This window comes from Streptomyces sp. L-9-10, from assembly GCF_004151105.1.
Lineage (GTDB): Bacteria > Actinomycetota > Actinomycetes > Streptomycetales > Streptomycetaceae > Streptomyces.
This window is the reverse complement of record NZ_PHRF01000026.1, coordinates 177564-192989: the sequence shown is the minus strand read 5'-3', so window position 1 is coordinate 192989 and position 15426 is coordinate 177564. Positions and strand designations below refer to the sequence as shown.

At 68.0% G+C, this 15426-nt stretch carries 18 protein-coding genes and 1 tRNA gene; 13 read left to right on the top strand and 6 right to left on the bottom strand.

All coding sequences use genetic code 11. The features are described 5' to 3' along the window. Window positions 1-23 precede the first annotated feature (23 nt). Both CU044_RS39370 and CU044_RS06115 read right to left on the bottom strand, forming a co-directional pair. Window positions 24-164 (bottom strand): DUF397 domain-containing protein, encoded by a 141-nt coding sequence (locus CU044_RS39370; RefSeq protein WP_240045375.1) that lies wholly within the window; start codon window positions 162-164, stop codon window positions 24-26. Beyond that, window positions 121-1068, bottom strand: a complete 948-nt coding sequence (locus CU044_RS06115; protein ID WP_165371797.1) for a helix-turn-helix transcriptional regulator — start codon at window positions 1066-1068, stop codon at window positions 121-123. The genes CU044_RS39370 and CU044_RS06115 overlap by 44 nt, the downstream gene beginning before the upstream one ends. 265 nt (window positions 1069-1333) lie before the next feature. Between CU044_RS06115 and CU044_RS39365 the strand changes: the two genes are divergently transcribed. From CU044_RS39365 to CU044_RS06100, 3 genes are all read left to right on the top strand, one after another. Further along, window positions 1334-1660, top strand: a complete 327-nt coding sequence (locus CU044_RS39365; protein ID WP_129767401.1) for a hypothetical protein — start codon at window positions 1334-1336, stop codon at window positions 1658-1660. Between the two features lie 307 nt (window positions 1661-1967). Next, window positions 1968-2270: a type II toxin-antitoxin system VapB family antitoxin gene (locus tag CU044_RS06105; protein ID WP_129767400.1), complete on the top strand. Its 303-nt coding sequence runs from the start codon at window positions 1968-1970 to the stop codon at window positions 2268-2270. Window positions 2271-2488: 218 nt separating this feature from the next. Then, complete coding sequence (locus CU044_RS06100; RefSeq protein WP_129767399.1) at window positions 2489-3127, top strand: LytR C-terminal domain-containing protein; 639 nt, start codon at window positions 2489-2491, stop codon at window positions 3125-3127. Window positions 3128-3202: 75 nt separating this feature from the next. Here the strand turns inward: CU044_RS06100 and upp are convergent, their stop codons facing one another. Continuing rightward, window positions 3203-3838, bottom strand: coding sequence for a uracil phosphoribosyltransferase (gene upp / locus CU044_RS06095; protein ID WP_030349959.1), 636 nt, complete (start codon window positions 3836-3838; stop codon window positions 3203-3205). Between the two features lie 142 nt (window positions 3839-3980). Here upp and CU044_RS06090 point away from each other — a divergent pair, with 142 nt between their 5' ends. The 4 genes from CU044_RS06090 to CU044_RS06075 all read left to right on the top strand — a co-directional run bounded on the left by CU044_RS06090 (window position 3981) and on the right by CU044_RS06075 (window position 5760). Continuing rightward, window positions 3981-4319 carry a hypothetical protein gene (locus CU044_RS06090; protein ID WP_129767398.1) on the top strand — a complete coding sequence of 113 codons (339 nt, stop codon included), beginning with the start codon at window positions 3981-3983 and terminating at the stop codon, window positions 4317-4319. A gap of 224 nt (window positions 4320-4543) precedes the next feature. Then, window positions 4544-5080 carry a hypothetical protein gene (locus tag CU044_RS06085; RefSeq protein ID WP_129767397.1) on the top strand — a complete coding sequence of 179 codons (537 nt, stop codon included), beginning with the start codon at window positions 4544-4546 and terminating at the stop codon, window positions 5078-5080. A 65-nt stretch (window positions 5081-5145) separates the two neighbouring features. Further along, window positions 5146-5574: a tRNA adenosine(34) deaminase TadA gene (gene tadA / locus CU044_RS06080; RefSeq protein WP_129767480.1), complete on the top strand. Its 429-nt coding sequence runs from the start codon at window positions 5146-5148 to the stop codon at window positions 5572-5574. A 101-nt stretch (window positions 5575-5675) separates the two neighbouring features. Continuing rightward, window positions 5676-5760: transfer RNA gene (locus tag CU044_RS06075), tRNA-Ser, on the top strand. Window positions 5761-5943: 183 nt separating this feature from the next. Here the strand turns inward: CU044_RS06075 and CU044_RS06070 are convergent. The 3 genes from CU044_RS06070 to CU044_RS06060 form a co-directional block, all read right to left on the bottom strand. Next, the gene (locus tag CU044_RS06070; protein WP_129767396.1) at window positions 5944-6702 is read right to left on the bottom strand and encodes an SDR family oxidoreductase; all 759 of its coding nucleotides are present in this window, start codon (window positions 6700-6702) and stop codon (window positions 5944-5946) included. An 85-nt stretch (window positions 6703-6787) separates the two neighbouring features. After that, window positions 6788-7741, bottom strand: coding sequence for an SDR family NAD(P)-dependent oxidoreductase (locus tag CU044_RS06065; protein ID WP_129767395.1), 954 nt, complete (start codon window positions 7739-7741; stop codon window positions 6788-6790). A 167-nt stretch (window positions 7742-7908) separates the two neighbouring features. Next, window positions 7909-8727, bottom strand: coding sequence for an SDR family oxidoreductase (locus tag CU044_RS06060; RefSeq protein WP_129767394.1), 819 nt, complete (start codon window positions 8725-8727; stop codon window positions 7909-7911). 164 nt (window positions 8728-8891) lie between these two features. Between CU044_RS06060 and CU044_RS06055 the strand changes: the two genes are divergently transcribed. From CU044_RS06055 to CU044_RS06035, 6 genes are all read left to right on the top strand, one after another. Beyond that, window positions 8892-9464 (top strand): TetR/AcrR family transcriptional regulator, encoded by a 573-nt coding sequence (locus CU044_RS06055; RefSeq protein WP_129767393.1) that lies wholly within the window; start codon window positions 8892-8894, stop codon window positions 9462-9464. Between the two features lie 272 nt (window positions 9465-9736). Beyond that, window positions 9737-12502, top strand: coding sequence for an ADP-ribosyltransferase (locus tag CU044_RS06050; protein ID WP_129767392.1), 2766 nt, complete (start codon window positions 9737-9739; stop codon window positions 12500-12502). Between the two features lie 290 nt (window positions 12503-12792). Next, window positions 12793-12957 (top strand): hypothetical protein, encoded by a 165-nt coding sequence (locus CU044_RS38405; protein ID WP_165371796.1) that lies wholly within the window; start codon window positions 12793-12795, stop codon window positions 12955-12957. Window positions 12958-13024: 67 nt separating this feature from the next. After that, a complete protein-coding gene (locus CU044_RS06045) occupies window positions 13025-13318 on the top strand; it encodes a Dabb family protein (RefSeq protein WP_129767391.1) in 294 nt (97 codons plus the stop codon). A 175-nt stretch (window positions 13319-13493) separates the two neighbouring features. Beyond that, window positions 13494-14324: an RNA polymerase sigma factor SigF gene (locus CU044_RS06040; RefSeq protein ID WP_129767390.1), complete on the top strand. Its 831-nt coding sequence runs from the start codon at window positions 13494-13496 to the stop codon at window positions 14322-14324. A gap of 234 nt (window positions 14325-14558) precedes the next feature. Next, window positions 14559-15425, top strand: coding sequence for an RNA polymerase sigma factor SigF (locus CU044_RS06035; protein ID WP_030349953.1), 867 nt, complete (start codon window positions 14559-14561; stop codon window positions 15423-15425). Window position 15426: the final 1 nt, after the last annotated feature.

The window sequence follows — 15426 nt, the reverse complement described above, 5'->3', positions numbered from 1 at the left end:
CGGCACAGCGCACCCCATCGCGTTCAGGCGGTGGGGTGCGCGGCGGTTCTGGCACCGGAAACGAAAGTGGAGAAAACAGCTCTGCTGAACACAAGGACCGGGCCTTCGGTATTCTTGCTGTCACGTACGGGGATAATGCCCGGGATACCGGTGCCTATTTCCACGCAGTTTCCGCTGTTGTCGCCGCTGTAACTGCTCTTTACCCACGTTGTCGCTCTGAAATCGCGATTCATCATGGTGGCCGTACCCTTCCATCGCGTCAGTGAGCAACGCGGCAGACTCGGAGGCGGACAGCGCATCCGCCCTCAGAACAGCATAGGTCTGTGCATGACGGCCGGTAACTGCCGGATCGTCGCTGAAGTGCCCGCGGTCAAGCGATTCCGAGTACACCCAGACATGGCCATCCGAGAGGGTGATCAGAGACATGGACGTATTGGGACGCCAAATACCCGGGACACCCGCCGGGGCGACTTGAACACGAATGTTCGGCTGCTTTCCCACGCGCAGCAGATGTGCGCACTGATCCCGCATGACGGCCGCGCTTCCGACGGTGTTCCGGATGCAGCTCTCGTCCAGGACCATGAGCAGAAGTGGCCCCTCGGGGGAGAGGAATCTGTGTTGTCTGCTGAGCCGTGCGCGAACACGCCTCTCCAGCTCATCTCCACTGGCCCGGCGCGAGAGCAACGCGCGGGCGTAGTCCTCGGTCTGGAGCAGGCCCGGCATCATCTGGGTCTGGTACTCACGGAGCGCCGTCGCCTCGGCGTCCATGGCGGCACGGCGCTTGAACCAGTCCGGATGGTCCACTTCCGGATACCAGTCGATCTTGTGCCAGAGCTTCTGCAGGATGCCGCCGGTACGCAGCACGATGTCGCACGTCTCAGCGAATTTCTCGTCAGGAACACGTGTTCCGGCTTCCACACGGGCAACGTAGGAGCGATCGCAGGGGACTTCGCCAGCCAGTGCTATTTGCGTAACACCTATGGACTCACGGCAGTGCTTGAGAACTTCGCCGAACACATCGGCCGTGCTGGCGCCTTTCTCCCCGCCCCCTGCGTTGCGTCGGCCCATGGCCGCTCCCCTCATGTCATGTGACAGATCTCGACTGGAACGCGTGCGACGTTGTGCACCCGCCCCGCGCAACGCAACCCTTGTCCTGTGCAACGTAGTTGCATCGCCCTGAGGACGACAATGCGCAAGGAATCGAACTCAATGACACACCGTCCCCCTGAATTGGAGGCCATGGTCCTCGGCACGACCATGCTCCGGCGGCGCGGGACGGAACGACTATCCGCCCAGGAGGGCACCAGAACGCGGCCCACGGAAAGGTGACCCGATGCCCAGGGCGACCTTGACCACCGTGCTGCTCTCAAAGACGGACTGCTGGTACTGCGAATCCTGCTGGATAAACAGCGTGGAGGCGGCACGCACCACTCAGGACGGCTGTATGGACTTGCTGTGTCTCAGCTGCGCCGAGGCTAATTTCCCGAGGCGCGTGGATATCTTTCCGCCGTTCGGGATCTTCGGGCTCTCGAACCGGAAGAGCAGAATCAGCAACGGAAAGCACGCGAAACCGGGCGGCCCCAAATTGCCCCCCGATCCCGGACCGCATCCGCCGCCGAACCCGCGCCCGCAGTCCCCGCCGGGGACCCCGCCCGTCTGACGGGTCCGACGGGCGGACCGGGGTGGGCTCGGCCGGGCTGAGCCGGTGTCGCGCACCCCGCGGGACCCCTTTCGAGCGAATCAGCGGCACGGTCCGGCGGCCGACGGCCGCGCCCCTGGGCCCATCCTGGGGCATCTCCCCGGCATCCTTGGCGCGCTCCCGGGGCGTCTCTGGGGCGTTCCTGGGGGTACGAGCACCGGACGGATCGGTTCCACTCGCGCTTCACTCCCCCTTTGCCACCGAATGCGACCTTTGCACTCGGGCGCCATGGCTGCGCCCGGAGCCGCTCGCCCGGTAGGCTTTCCGTGTGATCTTCAAGCGCATCGGTAACGGGCGGCCGTATCCCGACCACGGCCGGGAAAGCACCCGGCAGTGGGCGGATGTCGCGCCGCGCCCGGTCCGCCTCGATCAGCTCGTGACCACGAAGGGTCAACTGGACCTGGAGACGCTGCTCGCCGAGGACTCGACCTTCTATGGGGACCTTTTCGCCCACGTCGTGAAGTGGAAGGGCGACCTCTATCTGGAGGACGGACTGCACCGCGCCGTCCGCGCCGCGCTCCAGCAGCGCCAGGTGCTGCATGCGCGCGTGCTGGAGCTCGATCTGGGCTGATCCGGCCCGTACGGCAGATCCACCCCGTACGTCGGACGTGCGCTCCGGTTCAGAGGCAGGATCCGCCGCGGAGTCCGCGGCGGAATCCGCGGCGGGGACAGCCCTTCGGAGGCCAGGCCCTTCGCGCACTGAGCCCTTCGGGGTCATTCGTCACCCGGATCGAGCAACCCATTGATCATTTAGTAGGAAACACCACCAGCGCGCACTACGCTGCGGCCATGAGCATGCTGACTCCCCCCGGCATGGGCGGAAAGTATCGCATTACGGGCACGAAGTACCCGCGCATGCGCCGCCCCCGTCATCGTCGCAGGATCGTGCTCGCGGCCGTCGCCTCCGTCGCTGCCCTCGGCCTGGCCGGCTGGGGAACGCTGCAGCTCATCGATGTCTTCACGGGAGGCGGCACGAAGAGCGCCGCCGCCGCCCGGAAGTCCGGCTGCAAGCACTCGTCCGAGCCCGTCAAGGCGCTCCCCAAGCCCGGCCAGATCACGGTCAACGTCTACAACGCGACCCCGCGAGGCGGACTCGCCATGACCACCGCCGACGAGCTGAAGAAACGCGGCTTCGTCATCGGCAAGGTCGGCAACGCCCCCGCCGCGTACGACAAGAAGGTCCCGGGCACCGGGATACTGGTCGGCGCCTCAAGGCCCGAGGACGGTTTCTTCACGGTCCTCGGCGCCCAGCTGAAGGGGGCCACGTCGAAGACCGACAACCGGAAGACACCGGATGTCGATCTGATCCTCGGCACGGCCTTCAAGGAGCTGAACGTACAGGAAGAGGCCGACCAGGCCCTGGCCACCGTGTCGAGCACCGCGCCGGATCCCGCCTGCGGGGATCTGGGGGCGGCTCCGAAGCACTGACCGCGCCTTCCGACGGGGCCCCTGTTCGCCTGTCGCGCGAACCGGGGCCCCAGCCATGTCCTGCTCGGCGGACGCCTACTCGGCCGTCCCGTACATACGGTCGCCCGCGTCGCCGAGGCCCGGGACGATGTAGCCGTTCTCGTTGAGGCGCTCATCGACCGCCGCCGTCACGACCGTCACCGGCGTGCCCGCGAGCTCGCGCTCCATCACCTCGACACCCTCGGGCGCCGCGAGCAGCACGACCGCGGTCACATCGTCCGCGCCGCGCTTGATCAGCTCACGGATCGCCGCGACCAGCGTCCCGCCGGTCGCCAGCATGGGGTCGAGCACATACACCTGACGTCCCGAGAGGTCCTCGGGCATACGGTTCGCGTACGTGGACGCCTGAAGGGTCTCCTCGTCGCGGATCATCCCGAGGAAGCCCACCTCCGCCGTCGGCAGCAGCCGCACCATGCCGTCCAGCATGCCGAGGCCGGCCCGGAGGATCGGGACCACCAGCGGGCGCGGATACGAGAGCTTCACGCCCGTCGTGCCCGTCACCGGTGTCTGGATGTCGACCTGTTCTGTCCGTACGTCCCGGGTGGCCTCGTACGCGAGCAGGGTGACCAGCTCGTCGGCGAGGCGCCGGAAAGTCGGGGAGTCGGTGCGCCGATCGCGCAGCGTGGTGAGTTTGTGCGCCACCAGCGGGTGGTCGACGACATGAATCCGCATGGCGACCACAGTAACCGGGGGCCAAGGCTGTACGCGCTGCCACCGCTCAGCTGGCATCAACCCCGGTCAGCGAGGGAAGGTGTCAGAAGGCGCCGGTACGACCGCGGAGCCGAGTACGCAGCCTGAGGTGGTGACGCAATCCATGCCGGACGAGGATCGGGAAGGCCGGGACCAGCGCGCCGCCGCCCGGAGCGAGGCCGTCGCGCCCGCGGAGGCGGAGACCCGGGAAGCGGCTCGGGCGGAGACCCGGGAAGCGGCTCAGGCGGAGACCCGGGAAGCGGCTCAGGCGGAGAGCCGGGAGGAGACCCGGTCGGAGCTCCCGGCAGACGCTCAGGAGAGCGAGGCGGAGCGCCGTCGGCGGCGCGCGCAGTTCCTGCGGGAGCTGAACGAGGCCAAGGCCCTGCGCGAGCGCGTGAAACCCCGGCAGGCCCGCGCCGCGCGGATGCGCCAGCAGATGCGGATGCGTACGTTCCGGTGGTGACCGGCCGGTAGCCGCGCCCGGCGCGCGACGTACCCCGCCTTCGTCCCGCATGCTCATGGAAGGCATCCGGCGCCCGGGGCCGAACAGGGGCCTAATAAAATGGCCCGACGACGCAACGGTGGAAGACCTCTCGCGAAGCGTTCGTTTCTGCCACGATTCCGAGTGGGCGGGGCAGATCAGCGCACCGCCGGATCGTCACACCTCTGACCAGTGGGAGAGTCACGGTGTACTTCGCCGCACTGCTCGCGCGCACCGAAGACGGGTGGGAAGCGAGCGACACAGAGCTCGACGATGTGGAGACCTTGTCGGACCTGACCGACTTGGCCCGCGAAGCCTCGGTGGACGAGGACACGGTGCTCGTGTTTATCGAGCAGGAGGATGCCTGGTTCGGCATCCTCCGCGTGGAGGGCGAGGAAGATCCTCGCATCTACGTCTCCGACGCGGCCGCGGCCGCACGCTCCTCTTACGGGGAGATCCTCATTGATGAACTGCTCGGCAGGGACGACGACGACCCGGCCGACGACTTGGACACGCTGGACCTCGACGGTACGGAGGACGGCGAACCGGACGAGAACGACGAGGAGGAAGTGGACATCCCCGTGAAGAACGGGGAGACCGTGCCCGCGGGAGCCGTCGGCGACCGCGAGATTCTCACCGACCTGGGCCTGTCCGAGGCCGATCTGCTGGCGCTGGATTCCGACGCGATGGCCGAGATCGCTGAGGCTCTGGGCGCCGCCGAGGTGCTGGAGACCGTCCGCTGAGGCAGGCCCACGTGATCCGGCACGACCCCGTGCCCGACCCGGTGCGCGCACCGTGGCGGGCGGCCATGCGCCTCGCCCTGGACGAGGCGGCACGGGCCGCCCTGTCCGGTGATGTGCCGGTCGGCGCCGTCGTGCTGTCCCCGGACGGCACGGTGCTCGCCGCGGGCCACAACGAACGCGAGGCCACGGGCGACCCGACGGCGCATGCGGAGATCCTGGCGATCCGCAGAGCCGCCGGGAAGCTCGGAGCCTGGCGGCTCACGGAATGCACGCTGGTCGTGACCCTGGAACCGTGCACGATGTGCGCGGGCGCGATCGTCCAGTCCCGGCTGGACCGCGTGGTGTTCGGCGCGCTCGACGAGAAGGCGGGGGCGGCCGGCTCGCTCTGGGATGTCGTACGGGACCGGCGGCTCAACCACCGGCCCGAGGTGATCCACGGCGTCCTCGCGGAGGACTGCTCCGAGCTGCTGACGTCGTTCTTCCGGGATCGCTGAACGGCCGTCGGGCAGCCGCCGACCGGCTGTCCGGCGGCCGTCGGGCAGCCCTGGGGATACCGATTTCGGAGCACGGCCCACCTTGGGCTAAGCTCTCTCTCGGTAGCGTGTCCGAGCGGCCGAAGGAGCTCGCCTCGAAAGCGAGTGTGGGGAAACTCACCGAGGGTTCAAATCCCTCCGCTACCGCTCTTACACCCTCCTGACCTGCGGAAACGCGGTCAGGAGGGTGTTTTGCGTGGGGCATGCCGACACAGCCATGTGGACACTCGTCGGCACGCGGCCCCACTGCGTCACAACTGGCCTGCCGCTACGGCCGTTGAGGATGGAACTACCGGGGGATCCGCCACCCGCGGTCCCGGCGCGACGCGGTCACTGCAGTGCGCCACCGGCCACCACCAGACCCTGCCCACTGACCCAGCCGGCCAGGTCGGAGGCCAGGTACTCGGCCGCGTCGGCGACGTCGTCCACGGTCCCCATCCGTCGGCCGATACGTCCGGGCCGGCTGGTGACGAACTGCCGGATCGGGTGATTCGGGTCGGCCGCGGTGAAGACGCCCGCGCCCTCGATCGCCGTCGGCATGATGGTGTTGACGGTGACGCCCCGGTCCGCGAGCTCCTGCGCCAGCACCCCCACGACGTAGTGCGGCGCCACCTTGCTCGAGCCATACAGCGCCTCACCGGCGAACGGAAGGGCCGCCGTGCTCGAACTGATGTAGATGATCCTGCCGTTGTCGACGACGTGACGGGCCGCTGCCTGAAGGGTGAAGAACGTGCCCTTGGTGTTGATGGCGAACTGCCGGTCGAACTGATCCTCGGTGATCTCGACGAAGGGAACGCTGATCAGTTCGATGCCCGCGTTCGCGACGGCGATGTCGATCTGCCCGAATTGCTCAAGGGCCAGGGTGAAGAGCCGCTCGATGTCGGACACCTTGGACATGTCGGCCTGAAGGGAGAGCGCCTTGACGCCCAGCTGCTCGATTTCGGCGACCGTGGCGTCCGCCGCCTCCCGGTTGGCGGCGTAGTTGACGACGATGTTGGCACCGCGGCTCGCGTAACGCAGCGCGATCGCTTTGCCGAGACCTCGCGCGGAGCCGGTGATCAGGGCTGTCTTGCCGGTCAGATCGGTCATTTCTCACTCGTTTCAGCTCGGTTCGGACGTGTCGTCACTCGTGCGGGGAGTACTCGTCCCGGGAGCGCTCGTCCCGGGAATCGCACTAGATCAAGGACGCGGACGTGGCCCAGAGACGCGCGGCGTTGTCGCGGTCGAGGGCGTAGGGGGCGACACCGGTGATGGCTCCGGCGCGCTCGGTGACGGGTTTGGCCTCGGCGCAGTCCTCGTAGTAGCGGCCCGTGACGCCGGCCACGGCCGGGGAAGCGGCCATCAGGACGGAGGTCGCGGCCCCCTGCTGGACGGTCTTGCCCGGCGGCAGAGCGAGTTCGCCGGCGGCCATCATTCCGGCCACCGCCTCCATGTCGGTGTTGCGGGACAGACCGGTGTCGCCGACGTTGCCCGGCATCACGGCGTTGACGGAGATCCCGTCGTCGGCCCAGCGTTCGGCGGCGGCTACGGCGAAGTGGACGACAGCCGTCTTGGACTGCCCATAGGAGGTCCACGGGTCGTAGGGGCGATAGCGGAAGTCGAGGTCGTCGAAGACGACCGGGGAGAAGAGGTGCCCGATGGAGCTGACCGCGACGACCCGGGCGCTGTCCGCCGCCGCGAGCGCCGGGTGGAGGCCGGTGGTGAGGGCGAAGTGGCCCAGGTGGTTGACACCGAACTGCCATTCCCGGCCGTCAGTTGTGCGGGCGATCCGGGGTGGCGACATCACTCCGGCGTTGTTGACGAGGATGTCCAGAGGACCGTCCCAGGCCGCCACGAACGCGACCACCGTCGACCGGTCGGACAGATCGAGCCGGCCGACCGACAACTTCCCCGAGCCGGCCGGAAGTTCCGCCTCCAGGCGGGCCGCCACCTGCGCGCCCGCGTCGGTGTTCCGGACGGCCAGGGTGACGTCGGCGCCCGCGGCGGCGAGTGCGCGGACGGTCTCCACTCCGATCCCGGAACTGGCTCCGGTGACCACGGCGCGGCGGCCGTGCAGGTCGACGCCGTCGACTACTTCGGCGGCAGTTGTGGTCGCGCTGAACGAGTGGGGAATCCGAGGTGCGGACATGAGCGGTATCTCCTGATGTGTGAGGTGCCGAGGGCCACGTCATGTGGGGGCACTGTCGGACGAGTTCGACGCTCGGTGAGGGTGGGCAGCCGGGCCCAGAGGTGGAACCGCCGGACCCGGGATGGGGCTGGGAGCGGTTCCCGCGTCGTCGGGCTGTGACGGGTTGGTCAGCCCTGCGCGATCCGGGAGACGTGCTGCCAGTCGGCCCACGTCTTGAGTCGCTCGGCGTAGAGCGGCTCGATGATCTCGATGGGCTCGGTCCCGAACAGCACACGCAGGGGCGGGTTCTCCGCGTCGACGATCCGCAGCAGGGCGGCGCCGGCGTTGGCCGGTTCGCTGTAGCGGGCCTCGCCCATGCGGGCCGCCATGGCCTCGCGGACCGCGTCGTAGGCGGGGTTCAGCTCGGCCTGCGCGGCCGAGGAACCGGCCCAGTCGGTGCTGAAGCCGCCCGGCTCGACGATGGTGACCTTGATCCCCGCGCCGGCGACCTCCTGGGAGAGGGAGTCGCTGAAGCCCTCCAGCGCCCACTTGGATGCCTGGTACGCGCCCAGCGACGGGAAGGCGGCGACGCCTCCGACGGACGAGATCTGCACGATGTGGCCGCTGCCCTGTGCGCGCAGGATCGGCAGCACGGCCTGGGTCACCCAGAACGCGCCGAAGAAGTTCGTCTCCAGTTGGTCGCGCACCTGCTGCTCGGTGACCTCTTCGACCATGCCGAACAGTCCGTAACCGGCGTTGTTGACCACGACATCGAGGCGGCCGAACCTCTCGTGCGCCGCGGCCACCGTGGCGGCGACGGCCGCCCTGTCGGTGACGTCGAGTGCCAGTGGCAGGACCGCGTCGTCGCCGTACTTGGTGACCAGATCCGCGAGCGTCGCCGCGTTCCTCGCGGTCGCGACGACCTTGTCCCCGCGCTCCAGCGCGGACTCGGCGAAGGCGCGGCCGATGCCGCGGGATGTACCGGTGATGAACCAGACCTTGCTCATTGCTTCTCCTTGAGGGATGGCCTCCCGGGGCTGTGCCCGGCGACGGCTTCACTGTAGACGACAAAGTTAGACCCGTCCAAAGATGTCTTGATCCAGAAATGCATCCGTCCAGAAATGTATCCGTCCAGAAATCGCACGTAGTATGGACGCATGGGAGGAACCACATGAACCTGCGCGAGCGCAAAAAACTGGCGACCTGGCGTGCCATCCAGACCGCCGCGCTGCGGCTCTTCGACGAGCAGGGCTACGAGGCCACGACGGTCGAGCAGATCGCGGAGGCGGCGAACGTCTCGCGCGCCACCTTCTTCAACTACTTCGCCGGCAAGGACGCCGCGGTCCTGGACCAGGATCCTGAGGAGCGGCTCAACTGGCAGGCCCTGATGGCGGAGCGTCCCGCGGACGAACCGCTCTGGGACTCGCTCACCGCGATCCTGACGGGGTTCTGCGAGAGTCTGCGCGACCGCATGCCGCTGCAACGCCGTCTCAAGGCGCAATCACCCGCCTTCGCGCAGTCGGCTCAGCGCTTCGGCGAGCAGTTCTTCAAAGATCTGAGGCGCTGGGTGGAGTCCCGCATCACCGGCGCCGACGAATTGACCCCCATCCTCCAGCTGAACCTCGCGGTATCCGCCACGATCACCGCCTACGAGACCTGGCCCGCGGACGAGTCCTTCAACAGGTTTCTGCGGCGCCTGGAACGCTGCCTGCGGCAGGCCGGCCCCGGCACGCCCGTCGAGTGACCGGTGGGGCAGGTGGGCAACCCGGTCAGTCCTCGAAGGGGGGAGAAGACAGCCACTGACGCGCGGCGCGGGGGCGAACGCGGGCCCGCGGGTGGGTCCGTGGGTGGGTCCGTGGGCCCTGGGAATGGGTCTTACGCGTACGTACTGTGCCGCCATGCGGCGCGGCTGGATGCCTGAGCCGGACATCGTGAGCAGTTCGCTGGAAGGGTTCCCCCGTGTCGGACTCACAGGGCTTGGCGTTCCGGACCGGCATACCCACGCACCGTTGGGAATTGCCGAGATCACTCGCCGTGACCCGGGTGCTGCTCCATCTGATGTTCGCTCTCACGCTGCTGGGCGGCTTCGGCGTGGTGAACTCGCTGCTGGAACTGGGCAGCCACATCACGCCGATGCTCACTCTGCTGGCGCTGTACGCGGTGGTGCCGGGGATCGCCGCCGTGATCCTGGCGCGGCGTCTGTGGACCGGCGGGAAAGTCGTCTGGCTCGCGTTGATCGCTCTCCAGGCATGGCTGCTGGTGGGCAGCATCGTCAATCTGTACGGGGGTTCGGAGCGCGGGCTCAGCCAGCTTCTGCTGCCGGGTGCTCTGCTGGCGCTGGTCAGCGCGGGTGCCAGCCGGGCCTGGTTCGAACTGCCCGCGGAGCAGCGGGCTGTGAGGCCGCGGTGGACGCTTGAGCGGTTGCGTCGGGAGGGGATCCCGTCGATTCCGCACGTGATCGGATGGCGCAGGAACCGCGGACAGTCGACGGTCGAGTACGCGGGCATGGTCGGTCTGGTCGCCCTGATCATCGGTGCGCTTGTCCTCGGCGGCGTGGGCACCCAGATCGCGAACGGTCTCCAGACAGCGGTCTGCACCATCCTCGGCAGCTCCTGCGAAAGCGACACGGTCGCCGGGGGCGGTGGTGAGTCGGGCGGTGGTGAGTCAGGCGGTGGTGAGTCAGGCGGTGGCGGCGACGGGGGCGGCGACTCCGACGGCGGGAACAACGGCGGTGGTGACTCCGGTGATGACTCGGGCGGCGGAGGTTCGGACGGCGGTTCGGACGGAGGCGGCTCCGACGGCGGCGGCTCCAACGGAGGCGACTCGGACGGCGGTGGGTCCGACAGCGGCGGCTCAGACGGGGGCGGTTCAGACGGCGGCGGTTCAGACGGGGGTTCCGACGGCGGTGGGTCCGACGGCGGTTCGGACGGCGGCGGCTCCGACGGGGGCGGTTCGGACGGGGGTTCCGACGGCGGAGGTTCGGACGGCGGAGGGTCCGACGGAGGCGGTTCAGATGGCGGTGGTTCGGACGGTGGGTCCGACGGCGGTTCGGACGGCGGAGGCTCCAACGGCGGCGGCTCCGACAGCGGCGGCTCCAACGGGGGTGGGTCCGACGGCGGAGGCTCCAACGGCGGCGGCTCCGACAGCGGCGGCTCCGACAGCGGCGGTTCGGACGGCGGCGGTTCCGACGGTGGATCCGACGGCGGCGGCTCCGATGGGGGTTCGGACAGTGGTGGGTCCAGTGGCGGCACCAACTGCAACCCGGTCATGGCCCCCTGGGGCATCATGCAGAACTGCACGGACTCGGACAACGGCGGCTCAGACGGCGGCGGAAGTGCCAGTGGCGGCTCCAACGGCGGAGGTTCGGACGGCGGCGGGTCCGATGGCGGAGGTTCGGATAGCGGCGGCTCCGATAGCGGAGGTTCGGACGGCGGCGGGTCCGACAGCGGTGGATCCGATGGAGGCGGCTCCGACGGCGGCGGGTCCGACAGCGGTGGATCCGATGGGGGCGGCTCCGACGGCGGTGGATCCGACGGCGGTGGATCCGATGGGGGTGGATCCGATGGGGGTGGATCCGATGGGGGTTCCGACAGTGGTGGGTCCAGTGGCGGTACCAACTGCAACCCCGTCATGGCCCCCTGGGGCATCATGCAGAACTGCACGGACTCGGACACCGGCGGCTCAGACGGCGGCGGAAGTGCCAGTGGCGGCTCGGGCGGAAGCAGCGGCGGCCGGAACGACGACAACAAGGATGACGACAACAAAGACGACGACCAGGACGACGGCAAGGACAACGAGGACAAGAAGAACGACTGCCTGAACGGTTCCAAGGTCGCCTTCTCCGGCCCGGTGAGCACCGGCGCAGCCGGCGATGGGCGCTACACGCTTGCCTCGGCCGCGGTTCGTACACGTGTGGGCTCCGGGGGTGTTGTCGTCAGCGGCGTCGCGCTCGCAGCCGATCCCGGAAGCGCTTCGGCGATGGACATGGTGCAGTCGCTATCCGGATCCTCTCTCGCTGGTGTCGATACGTTCCAGGACGCGGAGGACAGGGTCGTCAACGCCCTCGGACTCACTGACGAGCCGAGGCCGGAGCCCGAGCAGGAACCCGAGCCCGAGCCGGAGCCGGACCCCGAGCCGGGTTCGGATGGGGGACGTTGCTCCGAGCGCCCGGACCCGATGACCGCGCTGGACGACGTCCCGAAGTACGGCTCCACCGACAGGAAGGACTGGGCGCGGAAGGTCGAGGAGATCGCTCGCCAGAACCCGCTGACCAAGGACTTCACCGCCGAGGACGCGCTCATCGTCGCCGACTACACCGGCTCCTGGGCCGAGGACGCGAACAAGTACCTGCGCGGTCAGCCGATCCCCGGCAGCCGTTCGAATTCGGTCCCGAAGTTCATCGAGCGCATGGACCGGGCTCTGGACCATCTGCCGCCGGTCGACGGGACGTTCTACCGGGGCACGTTCATGCCGGACGAGTTGCTGGAGAAGTTCGCCAACGGTGAAGAGGTCGAGATGCCCGAGTACCTCAGCACGTCCAGCGACCCGGCAAAGGCCGACCGCGCCGCCGAGAACTCGAAGAGCAACGGCCGGAAGGGCGAGAAGGTCGTGCTCGAGGTCACCACGGACAACGGCCGCAACATCGACCCCCTCTCCCGCTACCAGGGCAAAGAGTCGGAGGTCCTCATCCCGCGCGGCGGCAAGTTCGTGAAGACGGGCGAGAAGACGAAAATCATCGGTGGCAAGGAGTACAAGGTCATCGAGGTGAAGCAGGTCGGCTGAGCCATGCGTACGGTCCGGGGCGGTGACCGGTCGCCACCCCGGTTCAGCCGCCCGTCCGAACGTCGCCACCGCACATTCACACCGATCTTCCAACGGTCCCGCCGGGCCCGTTACGCTCGCCAAGCAGAACTCCTGATCGATTTGTGCCACGCACGCGATGCTTGCGACCGCAGAGGCGGGCGCATTACCCGGGACCAGGTGTGGTGAGTGAGAACGGCCTCCGGGCACAGGCGTTCGTACGGTTAGACTCACGCGCGACCGCACTGGGAAGACAGGGGAGGAAGTGGCGGATGGGGCAAGCGAGAAAGATCGTGCTGTACGCGGTCGCCGTCTTCGTGCTGTACACGATCATCACGTCGCCTGCCAGGGCCGCCGATCTTGTCCAGGTAGGGTTCGAGGGCATTTCGAGCGCCGCCCAGGGGGTCGGCGAGTTCATGTCCGAGCTCATCAACTGACCGTCACCCGGTCACGGGCCCGCACGCACCCCCACCGCCTCTTCCCCGCGTCCTTCAAGGAGTGCCCGTGATCCGCCACCTGGTCCTCTTCAAGCTCAATGAGGGTGTCTCGCGCGACGAGCCGCGCGTCGTCGCGGGGGTGAAGGCCTTCAAGGAGCTCGACGGGCAGGTACCCGAGCTGGAGGTCTGGGAGTGCGCCTGGAACATCAGCGACCGCCCGATCGCCTATGACTTCGCCATCAACGCGGCGGTCGCCGACCACGCCGCGCTCCAGCGCTATCTGGACCACCCGGCGCACCAGGCGGGCGTCGCACAGTGGCGTGAATTCGCCACCTGGGTGATCGCCGACTACGAGTTCTGAGCCGTCCGCCTCCTCGCCCCACACCCATTCGGTGTGGGGCTTTTGGGTTTATTGCTCCATCTTGCCGTCAACACGGTTTTTTCAGGTGCTTGCACACAGTGGACATGTCTTGTGATGCTATGACCGCTTTTGACGGATGAGTTGACGTAGTCGACCGCAAAGGGGTGGCGTCACCGTGCCGGCCAGTACTACGCCTCAACTGCTGCCCCAGATCGAGACCGAGCCCCGCCCCACGGCACAGAGCCGCGGCGCGGACACCAGGGCGCTGACCCAGGTCCTCTTCGCCGAGCTGAAGGGGCTGGAACCCGGCAGCGAGGAACACACCCGGGTGCGTGGAGCGCTCATCGAGGCGAATCTGCCGCTGGTGCGCTATGCGGCGGCCCGGTTCCGCAGCCGTAACGAGCCCATGGAGGATGTCGTCCAGGTCGGCACGATCGGCCTGATCAACGCCATCGACCGGTTCGACCCGGACCGCGGGGTGCAGTTCCCCACGTTCGCGATGCCAACCGTCGTCGGCGAGATCAAACGTTACTTTCGAGACAATGTACGGACGGTCCATGTCCCACGTCGGCTGCACGAGCTGTGGGTACAGGTCACCGGCGCGACCGAGGACCTGACGACGGCCCACGGACGCTCACCCACCACCGCCGAGATCGCCGAGCGGCTGAAGATCTCCGAGGACGAGGTACTGGCCTGCATCGAGGCCGGGCGTTCGTACCACGCGACCTCGCTGGAGGCCGCCCAGGAGGGCGACGGACTGCCGGGCCTGCTGGACAGGCTCGGCTACGAGGACCCGGCACTGGCCGGGGTCGAGCACCGCGATCTGGTGCGGCATCTGCTCGTACAGCTGCCCGAGAGGGAACAGCGGATCCTGATGCTGCGCTATTACAACAACCTGACGCAGTCGCAGATCAGTCAGGAATTGGGGGTTTCCCAGATGCACGTGTCAAGACTTCTGGCCCGAAGCTTTGCCCGACTGCGATCCGCAAATCGGATCGAGGCGTAACTCTCAGGGGTAGACCCACTTCGACTCCCCTTCACGGTCCGAAAAGCCCCACACCCCCTCTTTCCAGGGCGGATTCAGCGCTTACTTGTCGACATGTCACTACAGCGTGTTGCCGACATGTGACATTCTGCTGGAACCGCGTTTGCCGCAGTCCCGGCTCCGGTATTCAGGTGGAGGCTGCGTTCCACCGACGGGAGCGGCCGACGCGACCGTCCGCGACCTCAAGGGGGTGGCATGTCCGTAGAACAGGGCAGCTCGAAGGTGCTCACGCTCACAAAGAGCGCTCCCGCGCCCGATGCTCTCGACCACGTGGTCCAGCCGCGTGTGTCCCAGCCGGAAGCCATCGACACCCGCACTCTGTCCCGCTCCCTGTTCCTGCGGCTCGCCGTGCTCGATCAGGACAGCCCGGAGCGCACCTACGTACGTGACACCCTCATCGAGCTGAATCTGCCGCTGGTGCGCTACGCGGCGGCCCGGTTCCGCAGCCGTAACGAGCCGATGGAGGACATCGTCCAGGTCGGCACGATCGGCCTGATCAAGGCGATCGACCGGTTCGACTGCGAACGCGGTGTGGAGTTCCCGACGTTCGCGATGCCGACCGTCGTCGGCGAGATCAAACGGTTCTTCCGGGACACCTCGTGGTCGGTACGGGTGCCGCGCCGGCTCCAGGAGCTGCGGCTCGCGCTGACGAAGGCCAGCGACGAGCTGGCGCAGAAGCTCGACCGTTCGCCTACCGTCCCCGAACTCGCCGCCGTACTGGGCGTGTCGGAGGAGGACGTGGTCGATGGCCTCGCGGTCGGCAACGCGTACACCGCTTCCTCGCTGGACTCGCCCTCTCCGGAGGACGACGGCGGGGAGGGCTCGCTCGCGGACCGGCTCGGCTACGAGGACATGGCGCTCGAGGGCGTCGAGTACCGCGAGTCGCTCAAGCCGCTCCTCGCGAAACTGCCGCCTCGCGAGCGGCAGATCATCATGCTCCGGTTCTTCGCGAACATGACCCAGTCGCAGATCGGCGAAGAGGTGGGCATCTCCCAGATGCATGTCTCGCGACTGCTGACCCGTACGCTCGCGCAGCTGCGGGAAGGGCTGATCTCGGACTGAG

Excerpts from the sequence above, each read along its gene's own strand:
- tadA (WP_129767480.1), top strand. The coding sequence starts at position 5,146 with ATGCGCCTCGCCCTGGACGAGGCGGCACGGGCCGCCCTGTCCGGTGAT.
- CU044_RS39365 (WP_129767401.1), top strand. The coding sequence starts at position 1,334 with ATGCCCAGGGCGACCTTGACCACCGTGCTGCTCTCAAAGACGGACTGC.
- CU044_RS06100 (WP_129767399.1), top strand. The coding sequence starts at position 2,489 with ATGAGCATGCTGACTCCCCCCGGCATGGGCGGAAAGTATCGCATTACG.
- CU044_RS38405 (WP_165371796.1), top strand. The coding sequence starts at position 12,793 with ATGGGGCAAGCGAGAAAGATCGTGCTGTACGCGGTCGCCGTCTTCGTG.
- CU044_RS06115 (WP_165371797.1), bottom strand. The coding sequence starts at position 1,068 with ATGGGCCGACGCAACGCAGGGGGCGGGGAGAAAGGCGCCAGCACGGCC.
- CU044_RS06090 (WP_129767398.1), top strand. The coding sequence starts at position 3,981 with ATGCCGGACGAGGATCGGGAAGGCCGGGACCAGCGCGCCGCCGCCCGG.
- CU044_RS06060 (WP_129767394.1), bottom strand. The coding sequence starts at position 8,727 with ATGAGCAAGGTCTGGTTCATCACCGGTACATCCCGCGGCATCGGCCGC.
- upp (WP_030349959.1), bottom strand. The coding sequence starts at position 3,838 with ATGCGGATTCATGTCGTCGACCACCCGCTGGTGGCGCACAAACTCACC.
- CU044_RS06055 (WP_129767393.1), top strand. The coding sequence starts at position 8,892 with ATGAACCTGCGCGAGCGCAAAAAACTGGCGACCTGGCGTGCCATCCAG.
- CU044_RS06035 (WP_030349953.1), top strand. The coding sequence starts at position 14,559 with ATGTCCGTAGAACAGGGCAGCTCGAAGGTGCTCACGCTCACAAAGAGC.
- CU044_RS06065 (WP_129767395.1), bottom strand. The coding sequence starts at position 7,741 with ATGTCCGCACCTCGGATTCCCCACTCGTTCAGCGCGACCACAACTGCC.
- CU044_RS06070 (WP_129767396.1), bottom strand. The coding sequence starts at position 6,702 with ATGACCGATCTGACCGGCAAGACAGCCCTGATCACCGGCTCCGCGCGA.